Annotated in this window: 13 protein-coding genes; 6 read left to right on the top strand and 7 right to left on the bottom strand. The window is 42.9% G+C overall.

Annotation, left to right across the window (positions count from 1 at the left end):
• Positions 1–7 precede the first annotated feature (7 nt).
• Complete coding sequence (locus tag ACRC32_RS14670; RefSeq protein WP_438554666.1) at positions 8–1,525, top strand: glycosyl hydrolase family 57; 1,518 nt, start codon at positions 8–10, stop codon at positions 1,523–1,525.
• On the opposite strand, the gene ACRC32_RS14675 is transcribed toward ACRC32_RS14670, so the two are convergent.
• Entirely contained in the window at positions 1,427–2,188 is a 762-nt protein-coding gene (locus tag ACRC32_RS14675) for a hypothetical protein (RefSeq protein ID WP_438554667.1), read from the bottom strand. The genes ACRC32_RS14670 and ACRC32_RS14675 overlap by 99 nt on opposite strands.
• An 812-nt stretch (positions 2,189–3,000) precedes the next feature.
• Here ACRC32_RS14675 and ACRC32_RS14680 point away from each other — a divergent pair.
• A complete protein-coding gene (locus tag ACRC32_RS14680; protein ID WP_438554668.1) occupies positions 3,001–4,239 on the top strand; it encodes a glycoside hydrolase family 10 protein in 1,239 nt (412 codons plus the stop codon).
• Positions 4,240–4,319: 80 nt separating this feature from the next.
• On the opposite strand, the gene ACRC32_RS14685 is transcribed toward ACRC32_RS14680, so the two are convergent.
• Both ACRC32_RS14685 and ACRC32_RS14690 read right to left on the bottom strand, forming a co-directional pair.
• Positions 4,320–4,787: a nucleoside 2-deoxyribosyltransferase gene (locus ACRC32_RS14685; RefSeq protein ID WP_438554669.1), complete on the bottom strand. Its 468-nt coding sequence runs from the start codon at positions 4,785–4,787 to the stop codon at positions 4,320–4,322.
• Positions 4,788–4,808: 21 nt separating this feature from the next.
• Positions 4,809–5,528: a 2-phosphosulfolactate phosphatase gene (locus ACRC32_RS14690; RefSeq protein WP_438554670.1), complete on the bottom strand. Its 720-nt coding sequence runs from the start codon at positions 5,526–5,528 to the stop codon at positions 4,809–4,811.
• Positions 5,529–5,659: 131 nt separating this feature from the next.
• Here ACRC32_RS14690 and ACRC32_RS14695 point away from each other — a divergent pair, with 131 nt between their 5' ends.
• The 4 genes from ACRC32_RS14695 to ACRC32_RS14710 all read left to right on the top strand — a co-directional run bounded on the left by ACRC32_RS14695 (position 5,660) and on the right by ACRC32_RS14710 (position 11,431).
• Complete coding sequence (locus ACRC32_RS14695) at positions 5,660–6,679, top strand: aldo/keto reductase (RefSeq protein WP_438554691.1); 1,020 nt, start codon at positions 5,660–5,662, stop codon at positions 6,677–6,679.
• A gap of 101 nt (positions 6,680–6,780) precedes the next feature.
• Positions 6,781–7,170, top strand: a complete 390-nt coding sequence (locus tag ACRC32_RS14700) for a nuclear transport factor 2 family protein (RefSeq protein WP_438554671.1) — start codon at positions 6,781–6,783, stop codon at positions 7,168–7,170.
• A gap of 564 nt (positions 7,171–7,734) precedes the next feature.
• On the top strand, positions 7,735–9,024 hold the full coding sequence (locus ACRC32_RS14705; RefSeq protein WP_438554672.1) for a hypothetical protein: 1,290 nt from the start codon (positions 7,735–7,737) through the stop codon (positions 9,022–9,024).
• 190 nt (positions 9,025–9,214) lie between these two features.
• Positions 9,215–11,431, top strand: coding sequence for a GumC family protein (locus ACRC32_RS14710; protein WP_438554673.1), 2,217 nt, complete (start codon positions 9,215–9,217; stop codon positions 11,429–11,431).
• Between the two features lie 32 nt (positions 11,432–11,463).
• On the opposite strand, the gene ACRC32_RS14715 is transcribed toward ACRC32_RS14710, so the two are convergent.
• From ACRC32_RS14715 to ACRC32_RS14730, 4 genes are all read right to left on the bottom strand, one after another.
• Positions 11,464–12,609, bottom strand: coding sequence for a DegT/DnrJ/EryC1/StrS family aminotransferase (locus tag ACRC32_RS14715; protein ID WP_438554674.1), 1,146 nt, complete (start codon positions 12,607–12,609; stop codon positions 11,464–11,466).
• A 356-nt stretch (positions 12,610–12,965) separates the two neighbouring features.
• Positions 12,966–13,727, bottom strand: coding sequence for a class I SAM-dependent methyltransferase (locus ACRC32_RS14720; protein ID WP_438554675.1), 762 nt, complete (start codon positions 13,725–13,727; stop codon positions 12,966–12,968).
• A 25-nt stretch (positions 13,728–13,752) separates the two neighbouring features.
• Complete coding sequence (locus tag ACRC32_RS14725) at positions 13,753–14,832, bottom strand: GNAT family N-acetyltransferase (protein ID WP_438554676.1); 1,080 nt, start codon at positions 14,830–14,832, stop codon at positions 13,753–13,755.
• Between the two features lie 18 nt (positions 14,833–14,850).
• Complete coding sequence (locus ACRC32_RS14730) at positions 14,851–15,927, bottom strand: GNAT family N-acetyltransferase (protein ID WP_438554677.1); 1,077 nt, start codon at positions 15,925–15,927, stop codon at positions 14,851–14,853.
• Between the last annotated feature and the right edge of the window lie 42 nt (positions 15,928–15,969).

Genomic DNA, 15,969 nt, shown 5'->3' on the forward strand with positions numbered 1-15,969 from the left:
ACTGATTATGACGGCAACAGCTATATCAAACTTACCTGTTTTAGCAGCATCAAGGTCGGGGTTGCCAAATATTTGCGGTTGGGAAGCTGAAATTCAGTCGGTAACGAACCACAACGAACCTATATTTCTACCCACCACCAATTTACGTTTAGAAAATCTTACTGCTGGGTTTGCTTGCGCCCTTCACATGCACCAACCCACAATTCCCGCAGGTAGTAATGGGGAACTCATCAGCAATCTACAATATATGTTTGAACATCCCCACGATGGGGATAACCACAACGCCGAAGTCTTTGCTTGGTGTTACGGACGGATGGGGGAGTTTATTCCGCAGTTAATTGCTGAAGGTTGCAATCCTCGAATCATGTTGGACTATTCGGGGAATCTGTTGTGGGGATTGCAGCAAATGGGGCGAGAAGATAGTCTGAACCATCTCAAACGGATAACTTGCGTTAGCGAAGCGCCTCCGAAGGAGGCTCGCCAGTACCAACCTCATGTAGAATGGCTGGGAACAATGTGGAGTCATGCTGTCGTTCCTTCTACGCCAATTCCCGATCTCAAGCTGCACATTCAAGCTTGGCAGCATTATTTTGCCGCAATTTTTGGCTACGATGCCTTGCGGCGCGTCAAGGGTTTTTCTCCTCCCGAAATGCACTTACCCAACCACCCAGATACCCTATTTGAATACATCAAAGCTTTGAAAGAATGCGGTTATCGCTGGTTGCTGGTACAAGAACATTCAGTAGAACGTTTGGATGGTACGGGGCTGCACCACGACCAAAAATACATCCCTAACCGTCTGATGGCGCGTAATTTTGTGGGTGAAACGATTAGTATTACGGCGCTGATTAAAACTCAAGGCTCGGATACGAAATTAGTTGCCCAAATGCAGCCTTATTTTGAAGCTAAAGGGCGAGGAAAGCAACAAATTGGCAACGTGACTGTACCCTCTCTCGTGACCCAAATTGCTGATGGAGAAAATGGCGGCGTGATGATGAATGAATATCCCCGCGATTTATTGCGGGTGTATCATGAAATTCGCGATGCTGGCAATAATGACGCGGGCATCGTAGCACTAAATGGCACGGAATATTTGGAATTGATTGAGGCTGCTGGCGCTAATCCCGATGATTATCCAGCTTGTCAAGCGGCAAATCAACACAAAATTTGGCAGCGAGTCGATCCAGATAATGCTACTCCAGAAGCAGTAGAAAATGCGATCGCCCAATTAAAAGCAACTGACCATCAATTTCACATGGATGGTGCATCTTGGACGAACGATCTCAGTTGGGTCAAAGGCTACGAAAATGTTTTAGCACCGATGAATCAACTCAGTGCAGCATTTCATGCCAAGTACGACCCACTAGTACAGCAAGATCCGACTGTAACTCAGCGTCCTGACTACCTTGAAGCCTTGTTGTATAACTTATTGTTGCAAACTAGTTGTTTCCGCTATTGGGGACAGGGAATGTGGACTGACTTTGCCCGCGAACTGTATCGACGCGGAGAAATCACAGTTCGTTAGTCTACCAGTTAAACAAGCTCGTTCAAGAGTCACACCAGTTGAACTGCTAACTTTAGCAGATGTTCCTGGTTGTTGCTTTCGGCTAGGGAAAATTTCCAGAGTCCGATGGGGTATGGTCACGGCAATACCCAAAGCTGCGATCGCTAAAACAGAAACCCCTGTTAGCAACCGCACTTGATGGCGTAACTGGCGATTTTCGCGATCGAGAGTTGCTACCCGATTTAAGTCGGAATTTAAATCCCGATCTAAATAATGGGGTTCGTTCTGAGATCTAGGGCGGGATTTGTTTTCTACCAATGCTTCGGGTCGATTTTCAGCTATCGCTACTGCAACTCGCTTAGGTTGAAAAGTAATTTTTGTCAGCAACCAATTCACAATCAACTGCGGGCAATTTCGTCTAAACCAATACCATGCTATATTCCTAAATACTGGTTTGGATATTCGCGCTACCGATTTTGTCATCCGATTCAGCGGATGAAATTGGATCTTTTGATTTATGAGATTGACCGCACCCGCATCGTAGAGACAATCTATGATTAATTTAATAGTTGCTTCTTGATCGTTGGATAAATTTTGCAGTAGTAGCAAAACGTCGTGCATCCGTTCTGCTTCCATCTGCTTTTCCAGCATCCGCTCCGCGTCTTTTTTTGTAACCCCTGTCATAGGTGCGAGAATAAATATAGCTGTAGTAACATATCCACTATGATAATCTGGACGCTACTGTCCTCAGAGCGATCGCGGACACATCTTGAGGAAGAAATACGTTGACTCGGACGCTTTACCCTCGTAAAATTTAAATATTATTAAATTTCACAAATTAACTACGATTAATCTATAACCAATACTAAAAGATATTTGCTGAAATATAAGAGCAGGGTTTAATTAGATCGCAATTCCTGCCCTCTTTTTGTTATTTTTTGTTGGTAAAAGATGTCAACAAAATTAACCTTTGGCGTTTCTATAATTGGGGTCTACCCAACAACGGGGTAAGCTTTCGCCAGAAGGAAAAACTAATCTCTCTTTTGCATAGGTCTCGAGATCTTGTTCTTCTTCTCCTTGGATCTGCCCAGGTACAGAATCTTTTGTGGGTACGCTCGGTTATTCTATGTCAAGAACTTCTACTAAACTACCTGACTGCTTATCTTGAAGAAGCATAGCACCGCCTAAAATTGTAGCTCGAATATTTGACAAGCTTTGTAACTGATTCAAGTCTTTATATGATTTCGCCCCCGAACTCGAATCATTTACCTAAAGAAGGAGATTTTTGGGCTCAGCACCTCGTTACTGTGTCTTTTTTCCTCTATCGCCTTCTTTTAGCGCAATTTTTACGCAATCTTAATAGTTTTCAGTATGACAACGGATGGTGAGTTGGATGCTGGTAAATGATGGTGGAGAAAAGAACTATTGCCAAAAGTGAATTTTCACAATTGAAGTACGCGATCGCGTGCTGAATAGATAGCTTGCGATTCTAGCTTATGAAATTATACTTGAAATTATACGTAATCCTTAGAGAGCGGTGGCGATCGCTAAAGTATCTTGCCTTACTCTTAGGCGCATTATTAGCCGTAACAATACCGAATAGTATTTCTCCTTTGGCGATCGCCCAGCAGCCTTTTGAGGAAATTCGCGGCGTATGGATGACGAATAACGATACGAGTATCCTCATCGACCGTGCCAAAATGCAAGCTGCTGTCAGCCAACTAGCGCGGCTGCAATTCAACACGATCTATCCCGTCGTCTGGAATTCTGGATACGCTCAGTATGATAGCAACGTAGCACGACAAACAGGCATTCAAACCTTCGTGCGCAAAGGCTTGCAAGGACAAGATCCTTTAGCCGATCTCGCTGCCACAGCCCATCGCCAAGGCTTACTCATCATTCCCTGGTTTGAGTTTGGTTTCATGACTCCTCCCACCTCAGAACTGGCATTGCAACACCCAAATTGGCTAACCCAAAAACGGGATGGTAGCAAAACTTCGATTGATGTTGCAGGTGAGGTCGTATGGCTCAATCCCTTCCATCCAGAAGTTCAACAATTCATCACCGAACTAGTACGGGAGGTTATGACTAAGTACGATGTCGATGGGATTCAGTTTGACGACCACATGAGCTTACCGCGTGAATTTGGCTATGACAAATATACGGTTGCCCTATACAAAAAGGAAACCAAACGCAGTCCAGCCCATCCTGGTGATGCAGCGTGGATGCGGTGGCGGGCTGACAAAATTACGGCATTCATGACTCAACTCAATCAAACAGTTAAGCAAAGCAAGCCCAAAGCAATTTTTGCCGTCGCCCCCAACTACTACGACTTTGCTTATAAATTTCACTTACAAGACTGGTTAACATGGGTGCGCAAAGGGATTGTTGACGAACTGATCGTGCAAGTCTACCGTCCCGAACTGCAAAGTTTTCTCCAACAACTTGCCCGCCCCGAAATTCAAGAGGTACAACAAAAGATTCCCACTGGTATCGGCATTCTCACGGGTTTGAGAAACGATCCAGTCCCAATGCAACGGATTCAGGCACAAGTGAGGGCTACACGCGATCGCGGTTTGGGAGTAGCTTTCTTCTTTTACCAAAGTCTATGGGACTACGCCCCAGAACCAAGCGAACAACGACAGTCTTACTTTCAGGCATTGTTCCGTTCTCCCGCTTCCCGTTTTGCATCTGCACGGGCTGCTATCGTCGAAGAACCGATATTTCAACCGTGAAACTAAGATAAAATGTATCACGATCTGTAGGGGCGCACAGATGTGCGCCCCTACGAATTTTTATGTGCTACGGAAGTTATCTACGTTTGCGATCGCCATTTGTACAACGCTTTATCCTGCGACTGGATTTCGTCTACCGAGGTGTAGTAATAATTTTCCCAGCCAGTTTCCGGTAAGCCAGCAAAAAGCATGAGATTTAAGGGATACCGTTCGTTATCGCTACAGCGCCGGAAGTCGTCTCGAAATAAGAAAATTGCTTTATTCAGGGCGATCGCCATTCCCAACTCTACCATGACTCCTTCATCTGGTGGCGTGCCGTTGACAACTGCAAAAATGCCATCGCAGTTTTTCACATCCTGCAAATCTGCCTGCGCCACGCGATACGCCCAATCAGCCTGAGAAAAATCGATTTGATTGTTACGGGCAAACGGTTCCCAAACTTCTAGTTTCAATGTCTCTAAAGCATGAACGATGGGAGGTAAAAGCAGCGTCTTTTGCTGCTGCGAAAATCCATAGGGACTAGCTAAATAAACGATCTTGTGCTTCACTGCCTCTACTCGCGATCTGTGTTAGACATGCCGACTATAAGCGCGATCGCGGCATATTGGAATACATTCACTCACATTTAGAGCTGTCGCCAGTTCGAGATCGCGACTGAATCCTCTAGAAATTAACTCTTTTCCCGAACTACATTGGCTCAAGGCTGACGCGATATCGGTGCGAAACGTTTGAAATGTTACCATAGCTGCTTTTGCTTCTGGAGAGGGTTTGCCCTGTAAATAGCTGAGAATCGCGCCAGCACCGATCGCGTCTTCTAAGCTGGGGCGCAGACTCCCATCTTCCCACCTTTCCCCAGCTGGAATCACGGCAATTTTCGTACCGCAACTTTGAGCAAACTCAGCGATCGCCTGACAGTTACGCAAACAACCAGATACAGTTAGTGTGTTTCCTGTCTGCAAGCTCAGAGTTGCACCATTAGGTGAAGGTAAGACCAATCTCGTCCCCGCAGGAATCCGATCTAGGGATGAGGGAGAAAGAGAGTATCCCCTGCTAGCGGTACGCTGACGACTTGCTAAAGTTGCATTGACAGACTGAGCATAGGCGATCGCTGTATCATCTTGCCAGCGATAAGGAAATATTATCGCTCCTCGATTCGTAGCAATTTCTACGCAAGTGGAGAAAGATAAAACATCCACAATCACAACTACATCACTAATTGGAGCCAGTTGCATCGCGCCACCGATTCCCCATTCACAGCGCAGATCGAACTCTGATTGGTTGAAAATCATCTGATAGTTATCAGGGAGCAGGGAGCAGGGAGCAGCGATCGGTGACCAGTGACCAGTGACCAGTAACCAATGACAAATGACAAATGACAAACGACCAGCTACCTTGTGAAATAGGACAGTCGTGTAGCAAGATGAAATTACCAGAATCTAGTCGGTGGCAATTTACTCCAGACTTAAATATCTGCCGCGTCCTCAATGGCATGTGGCAAGTCTCGGGGGCGCATGGAGCGATCCAGCCAAAACAAGCGATCGCCACTATGTTCGATTATATGGATGCTGGTTTCACCACTTGGGACTTAGCAGACCACTACGGACCTGCTGAAGACTTCATCGGTGAGTTTCGCCGTCAAGCGATCGCCACGCGGGGTAAAGAGGCACTTTCTAACCTACAAGCATTTACCAAATGGGTTCCCAGACCAGCAAAGATGACGCGGCGAGTCGTCGAGCAAAATATCGATCGCTCCCTAGCTCGAATGGGAGTAGAGACGCTAGACTTGCTACAATTCCACTGGTGGGAATACAGAGATAAAAACTACATAGATGCATTAACTTATCTAGCAGAACTCCAGCAAGAAGGGAAAATCAAGCACTTAGCACTCACAAATTTCGACACGGAACGGTTGAAAATCATCTCAGAAGCAGGAATCGAGATTGTTTCTAACCAGGTGCAGTTCTCGCTGGTCGATCGCCGCCCTTTAATGAAGATGATTCCGTTTTGTCAAGAGCATAATATTCAACTTTTAGCTTACGGTACGCTTTGCGGCGGATTGCTGTCAGAAAAATACTTAGAACAACCAGAACCGCGAGGTACGGCGTTAAACACGGCTTCCCTGCGAAAATATAAAAACATGGTAGATGCATGGGGTGGTTGGAATCTGTTCCAAGAGCTTTTAGCTGTTTTAAAACAAATAGCGGCTAAGCAGGATGTCAGCATTGCTAATGTTGCAGTCCGTTACATTCTCGATCGCCCGACAGTAGCAGGGGCGATCGTTGGCACGCGGTTAGGGATATCGGAACACGTCGCAGATAATGCTAAGGTGTTTGCACTTACTTTAGATGCAGGCGATACGGGTCAAATTGAAGCTGTATTGGCGCGATCGCGAGATCTGTTGCGGTTAATCGGTGATTGCGGCGACGAGTACCGGCGTTAATTAGGGAGTGGGGAGCTGTAGGGGCGGGTTCACCGATATACCTCGTGACTGACAGACATTTTAGATAAACCTGCTCTGTACAGGAGTAGAGGAGTAAAGGAATGACAGACGTACAAGCTGAGGTTTTGGCAGTCAATGAAAATTTTTACCGTGCTTTTGAGAAGAAAAATCTAGAAGCTATGAGTCAAGTTTGGTCGCAAGGAACTGCCAGCCACTGCATTCATCCTGGGCGTAACGCCTTGCGCGGTTGGAAGCAAATTCGCGACTCTTGGGAAGTCATTTTCAAAAACACTAAATATTTAGAAATTGAAATCGAAATTATGAATACAGAAGTTCGCGATACGACTGCTTATATCTTGTTAGTCGAGCGCGTACTACAAGCTAGCAGTAACAAAACCATCAAGGCTGAATCAATCGCCACAAATATCTTTGAGAAGATGGCTGGCAAGTGGTATTTAATCCACCATCATGGTAGTCCTTTAGTTAGATAGAGTTTAAGGTATTTATCCCAGCGCTGAGCAAACGAACGAAACACGTTCTTCAGTGTAAAATGCAATAATTCATACCAAGTTTAAGAGGTAAATATCAGCAAAATTGCCGATTTACGAGCTTGAGGTCAAATATTGCGCTCGCGGCGATCGCTCAATAATTTCAATGTTGCAATTTCTAGCCGTAAATAATAGTTTTCTGATATAGTAAATTTTTTATAAAGATTTAGGTTAACTGGAATTCAAGTCTGGACGCAGAGTTATTGTTGGATTAAATTGTCTATATACCTCAAATGGAAAGTAGTTTGAGAAACGAAATACCTGGGGAAGATTAGATCGAGTGAAAAAATTCGATCGTCAAATAGGTGTTTCGTTTCTTTTAGTTATCGATCCAAATTAATAGTGACCGATCGCTAGCCATTGGCAATAAGTGGCGCGCGGGGAGAACTCGGAATTCGGAATTCATTGCGACTGCGAGCATAGCGACTTGCGACTTGGTAATTGCTCCTCAACCCGAAATAGAACTCTATACTGAGAGAAAGAAGGAATGGCAATCGAGGGTAGTGTATGATTCCAAATCCCGCGATCGTGCAAGCTGTGGAACAATTGGGATATCGCGTCACGGTAGGAGACGTAGCAGCTCAGATCGGGTTAAATGTCGGTCAAGCTCAACAGGGATTACTTGCTCTAGCTAGTGATGTCGGCGGACACATGCAGGTAGCTAACTCTGGTGAGATCGCCTACCAGTTTCCGCAGAATTTGCGGGGAGTTTTACGCAACAAATACTGGCGGTTGCGCTTGCAAGAATGGTGGCAAAAAATTTGGAAAGTACTGTTTTACCTGATTCGGATTTCTTTTGGCATTGTTTTGCTCGTTTCAATCGTGCTAGTCTTCCTCACGATCGCGATTATTGTTACAGCTACAAATCGGGATGGAGACGATCGCGGCGATCGTGGCGGTGGTGGGTTCTACATGCCTTACTTTTGGATTGGTCCCGATTGGTTTTGGGTATTCTATCCAGATTACGACACCCGCTATCGACAACGGAGACGGGAAACCAGCAATTTGAATTTTTTAGAGGCGATATTCTCGTTTCTATTTGGTGATGGTAATCCCAATATCGATCTAGAAGATAAACGCTTCTCGCTCATTGCCGCTACAATTCGTAACAATCGAGGTGTAGTAACGGCAGAACAAATTGCTCCCTATCTTGACGACTTAGGCGAGGGATATGCCCAAGAGTACGAAGATTATATGCTGCCCGTGCTGACCAGATTCAACGGTCAACCACTTGTTAGTCCAGAAGGACATCTCGTTTACCATTTTCCCGAGTTGCAAGTTAGTGCCACTGAGCGACAATCTCGACGTGTACCAGCATTTTTGCAAGAGTTACCCTATCGTTTCAGTGCAGCTAGCTCTGGGCAAATTATGCTCGGTATTGGCTTGGGCGCGTTGAATTTTGTTGGGTTGCTAGTATTGGGTAATTTACTCGCAGATGGGTTAGCAGCAGCTCAGCTCGGTGGACTGGTTGCCTTCGTGCAGGGAGTTTATGGGTTGCTGCTTGCATACGGCGTAGGTTTTTTGCTTCTACCTCTGGTAAGATATTTTTGGGTGCAGAGGCGCAATCGCAAAATTAGCGATCGCAATCAGAGACGGCAAGCAAGAGCAAATCTGCTAGCTAGCTCCGATTTAGTCTTACAGCAAAAAACTGCTTATGCAAATCAGTTTGCCGCTCAATCTACGATTACTAAAGACGATGTAGTTTACTCGACTGATAGCGATTTATTAGAACAAGAAAGCCAAAATCCGGCGCAAATCGATGCTGATTGGCAACGTCGTTTATCTGGCTCTCCCTAGCTCCGATTTCATGCCATCTATAGCTATCAATTTATGAATAAACATTGTTTCGCAATAAAATTTTTTCGTAAAATAATAATCGATGTAGAAGAATTGAGGAGAAGGTGTTTACAACAACATTATTCAAGGTAGTATTGAATACGATATCTATTTGTTAAATTTTGTCATAAAGTAAAGTTATAGCGCGCTCATGTCACTTCCTGAGTCTACAGAATCTAGTGTCAAATTACAGCAATACTGGCTGTTACTCAAACGGCATTACTTACCAGTGTCAATCGTGTTTGGAGTCGTTGTCGCACTGACAGGTATAAGCTTAGCATTGCAAAAGCCAATATATGAAGCAGAAGGAAAGTTACTATTTAGAAAAAATAGCCCTAGTTCTTCCTATTTACCTGAAGTAGGTAAGGGCATAGGTGAATTGCAGCCATTACAAGAGCAAAATAATCCTGTAGATACAGAAGCGGAAATTATACGTTCTCTGCCTATTATTAAAAAAACGATTACGCGGTTAGAGTTGAAGGATGAATCGGGTAAAACTCTTAAACCCGAACAATTTCTCAAAAAACTAGACGTGACAGACGTGAAAAAAACGGATGTGTTGCAGATTGCTTATAGGGATGCAGATCCAAACAAAGCTGCAACAGTAGTCAATACTTTAATGGGTATTTATTTAGAAAATAACTTACTTGCTAATCGCTCTGAAGCCGTTTCTGCGAGAGAGTTTGTACAAAAACAGTTGCCCAGAGCAGAAACGAGTTTGCGTCAAAGCGAGTCAGAGTTACGTCAATTTCAAGAGCAGAATAAAGTTGTCGATCTAAATGAAGAAAAAAGAGCGGCAGTAGCAATTATTGCCGATATGCAACGCCAAGCTGCGAATGCTAATGCTGGTTTGGCAGATGCAAAAGCTCAATCTGAACTGCTGAAACAGCAATTAGGAGAAACTTTAAATAGCGCCGGAGCGGTAACTAGTATCAGTCAATTTCCAGCCGTTCAAGGTATTTTGAAAGAGATCCAACAAATAGAATCGCAGCTAGCGGTGGAACAAAGTCGCTTTCAGGCAGATTTTCCTAATGTCGTCTCCCTCAAGCAAAAGAAAGCAAGTTTAGAGCAGTTACTCAAACAACGCTTAAAACAAGTGGTAGGAGAACAAAAACTTCTTAGAGGAAATAGCTTACAAAATAGCGAATTCGATCAAAAACTGACAGAAGAGTTTGTGAGGGCAGAAGCAAGACGTTTGGGTTTATCTAGCCAAATAGCAGCAATCTCAAACGTGCAGTCTTCTTATAAAGAAAGACTCGATCGGTTACCTCAGTTAGAACAATTGCAGCGGGCGTTAGAACGAAAAATTCAAACAGCTCAATCTACCTATTTATTACTACAGCAAAAATTACAAGAAATTCGGATTGCGGAAAATCAGAATATAGGTAATGCTCGCGTCATTTCAGCAGCCATACCACCAGAAGAAGCGGTCGCTCCCCGCAAAATGTTGTACCTGGTGACGGGAATTATGCTGGGTGGAATATTAGCAGCTGCTACTGCTTTGATATTAGAAAAACTAGACAAATCGCTCAGAAGCGTCGAGGAAGCTAGAAAAATATTTGGCTATACCTTACTGGGTATAATTCCAGCCTTGAAAAAATCTGAGAACATTTTCTTGCGCGATCGCTCCCTAGAAAGAGCTACACCAGAAATTTTAGTGCAAGAGTCACCGCGATCGCCTTTCAGCCAAGCATATCGAATGCTGCAAGCTAATTTGAAATTTCTGAATTCTGATAAACAGCTCAAAGCAATTGTCGTTACAAGTTCCGTCCCTAAAGAAGGGAAATCAACAGTTGCAGCAAATTTAGCTGTTACCATCGCTCAGATGGGGCGTAAGGTATTGTTAGTCGATGCAGATATGTATCGTCCTTTGCAGCATGAAATCTGGGAATTACCAAATCACTTGGGTTTAAGTAATATCATTGTGGGTCAGACCGAACCAAAAACAGCGATCAAAAAGATTACGGCTAATCTTCACATTCTTACTTCTGGAGTGATCCCACCAAATCCAATGGCACTACTGGATTCTCAAAGGATGGCATCTTTAATTACTGTTTTTTCAGCCAATTACGACTACACAATTATTGACGCTCCTGCTTTAAATGCAGCTGCTGATGCGGCAATTTTGGGTAAAATGACCGATGGAGTTTTATTGGTCGTTCGACCTGGTATAGTAGATACTGCTGCTGCTATCCGTGCTAAAGAATTTCTAGAAAAGTCAGGGCAGCACGTCCTCGGTCAGGTAGTGAATGGATATAATTCCGATAGCGAACAATACTACTATTATCGTTCTAGCCAGTCGGAAGAAGACGATAATGTATCATTAGCGGAAAGTCACTCTCCCCTGAGCATTAGCAAAAACAGATGAGGTTTTTCTAGTTCGATTGGACTTGTAACCACTCAGTTTATTTCGATCCCAACAGAGCAAATTTTAGCGATCGCCCCTACGACTCGCTCTAAATCCTCGTTGGTTAAATTAGAGCCAGAGGGAAGGCACAGACCGCCAGCAAACAGCTTTTCCGCCACTTCACCTCCAACTATCTCGTATTGGGTAAAAGCAGGTTGGAGGTGGAGTGGTTTCCAAACTGGGCGAGTCTCAATGTGCTGCTGAGCTAGGATTTTACGAACTTGTTCTCTATCTGCACCGAAAATCTGAGGATTGATTGTCATACAGCTCAACCAGCGCGTGGCGCGACCATAACTCGCTTCTGGCATAAATGAGATTCCTGGCAGTTCGCCCAAGGCTTGGCGATAAACTTCAAAGTTACATCTTCTAGCTTGTACCCGTTGCTCCAGGACTCGCAGTTGACCTCGACCAATTCCCGCTAATACATTGCTCAGTCGATAGTTGTAACCGATTTCTGAGTGTTGGTAGTGGGGTGCTGGATCGCGTGCTTGAGTGGAGAGAAATCTGGCTTTGACGACAATTTCTGGATCGTCGGAAACCAACATTCCACCTCCAGATGTCGTAATGATTTTATTACCGTTAAAAGAAAAGATGCCAATCTTACCGAAACTACCGGGCGATCGCCCCTTGTAGGTTGCTCCTAGAGATTCAGCTGCATCTTCAATCAACGGCACTTCGTAGCGGTTACAAGCTTCTAAAATCGGGTCAATGTCAGCACTTTGACCGTATAGGTGGACGACCACTACGGCTTTGGGTAATTTACCCAACCGCGCCCGTTTATCCAACGCTTCTCGTAACAATTCGGGGTTCATATTCCACGAAGTGCGATCGCTGTCAATGAAAACGGGTTTTCCACCTAAATAAACGATGGGGTTGGCTGAAGCCGCAAAAGTGAGTGTCGAGCAAAATACCTCATCGCCAGACTCCACTCCAACTAACTGCAAGGCTAAGTGTAAAGCTGCCGTGCCAGACACTACAGCAGCAGCATGATTGATACCAATTACATGACAAAATTCTTGTTCAAAAGCTTCTAAATGGGGACCAACGGGAGCAATCCAATTCGTCTCAAATGCTTCTTTGACATACTCAATCTCTTCCCCGCTCATATGAGGAATAGAAAGAAGGATCGGTTTAATCATTTTAATAGTAATATTACTATTTGTTGCAAAAAAATATTATTCCATTTTAACAATCAAAGCTATTTTATCGCTATACTTAACTTCTCGTATTATTTGTTGTGTTAGTATCGACATGTATAATATAAAACTGATTTAAATGTATGCTTTTTTACACGGTGAAGAGCTTGCTGTCATTTACACTGCTATTACGTTTAGTTCAATTTAGAACCTAAACTTTTTTCTCAGATAGTTTTGTTTATTTGTTGTCAACAGAAAATTTTAGTCACGCTAAATCTTGAACTTGCATTTGATAAAGCAGTTACGTTTGACTAATTTACGTTTTAGCTTCAACGATTAAGTTCAAACAAATACAAACTTTATTTTGTGCAAACAAAATATAAACCACCTGCTAAAGGTTGTCTTGCTAATTCTTCTACGCTTGTACGCATACTATCTCCTTCAATTTGGGCAGAAGAACCAACAGCAGTGATTTCAAAACCAACAGTTCTCAATAGTCGTTCTACTTCTTGTGGTCTATACCAATACACGTAAGGTTCGCGATCTAGTAAAGCAGAAAGATTCCACTTTCCTCCTAATCTAAGCCAAGGCAGATACTGAAGAGAAAGACTTTTAGCCTGCAAGCTACGCAAAATACGTAAATAGACTAAATAGGGCTTGTAGATTAAAGTCTGCGCTCTCACTTCAAAGCAAAGAAATGAAAATAGTGCTGTACCACCTGGTTTTAGAATACGATATGCCTCTTCAAAAGCTTTTAGCTTTGCTTGGTCTCCATCTATAGAGCTGATAATTTGTTGGAGATATAAGATCTGGGCAAAGCTATCATCGACATAACTTAGTTTGGTGGCATCTTCTACTTCAAAAGTAATTTCGCCTGAAGGGTCTTTTTGCTTTGCTTGCTCGATAAATTCAGGTACATAATCGTAACCTATGAGAGAAGTAAAGCCCATCTTTCTCATCTCTAGTAAAATTCTACCTCCTGCTGTCCCTGCTTCTACTGTCTTTAAATGTTTATCTAAGTAGTTATCAATTAAATACTTTTCTTCAAATTTTAGACCTTGTCCATATGCCCAAGTATTAAATTCTTCAGTAGATTGATAAATTTTCTTATTATCGAGCATAAATAAATCTCTCCTTTCGATTTTTTTAAATTTGAGAGGAACGATACGCTGGAAAGAAATTTGTCTTGAGTAGTTGTTCGGATTCAATATTCAGTTTCTTCGCTTGCAGCTCTACTAAATATTGATACTTATCTGCATCTGCGATCGAACGCAATGTCAAAAAATTATGCTTCAGTTTAGAAAAACCAGCTTTAAAGTGGTGTAGGCTATCTTTGTTACCTCCAACACCACCCCCTAGGTGAAAAATTTCATTACCCCGTTCCTTAGCCCAGAACCGCACGCGATCGAATAAGAGTTTGCTGGGAGATTGTTTGAGGAACTCGGTTTTAGTCCCTCCTAAATGGTATTGCACTATCCCACAAATTTCTGTGAAGATGCCAGCACAAACAATTTGGTTGTCGAATTCTACAATACCAAGGTGAATGTTTTCATGTATATTAGCTAGCTCGGTAAAATAATCATAGCCAAAATAATACATTTGCTTCGCAGTTACGCGATTCATTGTTTCTTCATAAATAGCAATAAATTCTTTTATATAATCTTCGTATCTTACTATTTTAGTGGTAAATCCAGCACGCCTACAGCGATTGATATGAGTGCGATGTTCGGAACGAGTTTGCTGCCAAATTTCTGCTTCAGAAAGCATGAGATTTATAGATACAGTCTCTCCAGTTATTTGACAAATTTGAGGAGATAAAATTTGTTCAAAGCCGTGATTGAGTATGGGGTGCAGGCGAAAGAACGCCGAACAGATGTTTTTCGATCGCAACACCTTCGCCAAAGAAGATACAGCTAAATTTAAGAACTCTGCTTGTCCAACCGCTGCATCGCTTAGCAAAATCCCAGGATAACCGTAGGGAGAGATTGCATCAAATATTTCTTCATGGTACAGAGCATTTTGATATAAGTCCTGACAGCTACGTATTAAGTAAGGAATCAGAAATATCTTGTCCTCTTGAGTAATTAAAATTGCTTCTGGAGTAGTTTGAGTTCTAATTGCCTCAAGCTTGAGATATTCTGGTAGATGATAAATATCATGTCTGAGTTTTTGTAATGTCTGAGACCATAATGGGTCATATGGTTTGATAACCTGAAGATCGAGCATGAGTTTTTGAACTGTGCTTTAACTGTAAGAACGATAGGCAGGAAAAAAGTCTGAGCTAAGTAGTACTTCAGTTTGAGTATTTAAGACTTTCGCCCGTAAATTAACTAGATGATAGTACTTTTCTTCGTTTGTAATTAGTTTTAAAGTCAGAAAATCGTGTCTCTGCCTGGAAAACCCTGACTTGAAAGTATAGAGGCTGTCTGTAGTCGAACCTCCCACTCCACCTCCTATATGTAGAAATTCATTCCCGCGCTCTTTAGCCCAAAGGCGCACGTAATGTAAGAGAAAATTAAAAGGGGATTGATGTAAATATTTGGTTTTCGTTCCTCCCAAATGAGCTTGAACAATACCATAACATTCAAAAAATAAGCTAGCACAGGCGATTTCGTTATTTACTTCTACGATACCTAAATGAATGTTCTTTCCTAGTGACAATAAATCCTCAAAGTAATCGCGGCTAAAGTAATAAAATTGCCTAGCATTGACTCGATTCATTGTCTCTTCGTAAATAGCAATAAATTCGTCAATATATTGCCTAAGCTCGACCATTCTGCCAGTGAAACCCAGTCGCTTGCACTTATTAATAGTGCTTTGATGTCCTTTTCTTGTGTGCGCCCAAATCTCCGATTCAGAGAGAGTAAGATTTACGGATACAGTTTTTCCACTATCAGTTACATATTCTGAGGGAAAAATCTCCTTGAAGCGATCGCTCAAAAGGGGATGCAATCGCAAAAAAGCCGAACATACGTTGTTTTTCTGCAAAAAGTACTTCAACTCATGCAGAGCAAAATCTACAAATTTTGGCGTATTTGCCGCTGCTTCACTCAACAAAATGCCCGGATAGCCATAGGGAGAGACAACATCAAAGCATTCTTCTTCGAGCAATTCTTGTGATATTACATCATTACACTGACGCAGTAAATAAGGTACGAAGAAAATTTTATCACTATCAGTAACCAAAAAAGCATTAGCCATTGTTTCAGTTCTGTTTGACTCAATGCCGATGTACTCAGGTAGATGATAAACATCATGGCGGAGCTGTTGCAGAACTTTATGCCACAAGGGGTCTTGTGGATCGATGATTTGAATGTTCATGTTTGTGCAAAAGTTATCAGAGCTACGACCGTGCCATACCAG

The sequence above is a fragment of the Chroococcidiopsis sp. genome (assembly GCF_051657925.1).
Classification (GTDB): Bacteria; Cyanobacteriota; Cyanobacteriia; order Cyanobacteriales; family Chroococcidiopsidaceae; genus Chroococcidiopsis.

Excerpts from the sequence above, each read along its gene's own strand:
- ACRC32_RS14670 (WP_438554666.1), top strand. The coding sequence starts at position 8 with ATGACGGCAACAGCTATATCAAACTTACCTGTTTTAGCAGCATCAAGG.
- ACRC32_RS14675 (WP_438554667.1), bottom strand. The coding sequence starts at position 2,188 with ATGACAGGGGTTACAAAAAAAGACGCGGAGCGGATGCTGGAAAAGCAG.
- ACRC32_RS14680 (WP_438554668.1), top strand. The coding sequence starts at position 3,001 with ATGAAATTATACTTGAAATTATACGTAATCCTTAGAGAGCGGTGGCGA.
- ACRC32_RS14690 (WP_438554670.1), bottom strand. The coding sequence starts at position 5,528 with ATGATTTTCAACCAATCAGAGTTCGATCTGCGCTGTGAATGGGGAATC.
- ACRC32_RS14695 (WP_438554691.1), top strand. The coding sequence starts at position 5,660 with ATGAAATTACCAGAATCTAGTCGGTGGCAATTTACTCCAGACTTAAAT.
- ACRC32_RS14700 (WP_438554671.1), top strand. The coding sequence starts at position 6,781 with ATGACAGACGTACAAGCTGAGGTTTTGGCAGTCAATGAAAATTTTTAC.
- ACRC32_RS14705 (WP_438554672.1), top strand. The coding sequence starts at position 7,735 with ATGATTCCAAATCCCGCGATCGTGCAAGCTGTGGAACAATTGGGATAT.
- ACRC32_RS14710 (WP_438554673.1), top strand. The coding sequence starts at position 9,215 with ATGTCACTTCCTGAGTCTACAGAATCTAGTGTCAAATTACAGCAATAC.
- ACRC32_RS14715 (WP_438554674.1), bottom strand. The coding sequence starts at position 12,609 with ATGATTAAACCGATCCTTCTTTCTATTCCTCATATGAGCGGGGAAGAG.
- ACRC32_RS14720 (WP_438554675.1), bottom strand. The coding sequence starts at position 13,727 with ATGCTCGATAATAAGAAAATTTATCAATCTACTGAAGAATTTAATACT.
- ACRC32_RS14725 (WP_438554676.1), bottom strand. The coding sequence starts at position 14,832 with ATGCTCGATCTTCAGGTTATCAAACCATATGACCCATTATGGTCTCAG.
- ACRC32_RS14730 (WP_438554677.1), bottom strand. The coding sequence starts at position 15,927 with ATGAACATTCAAATCATCGATCCACAAGACCCCTTGTGGCATAAAGTT.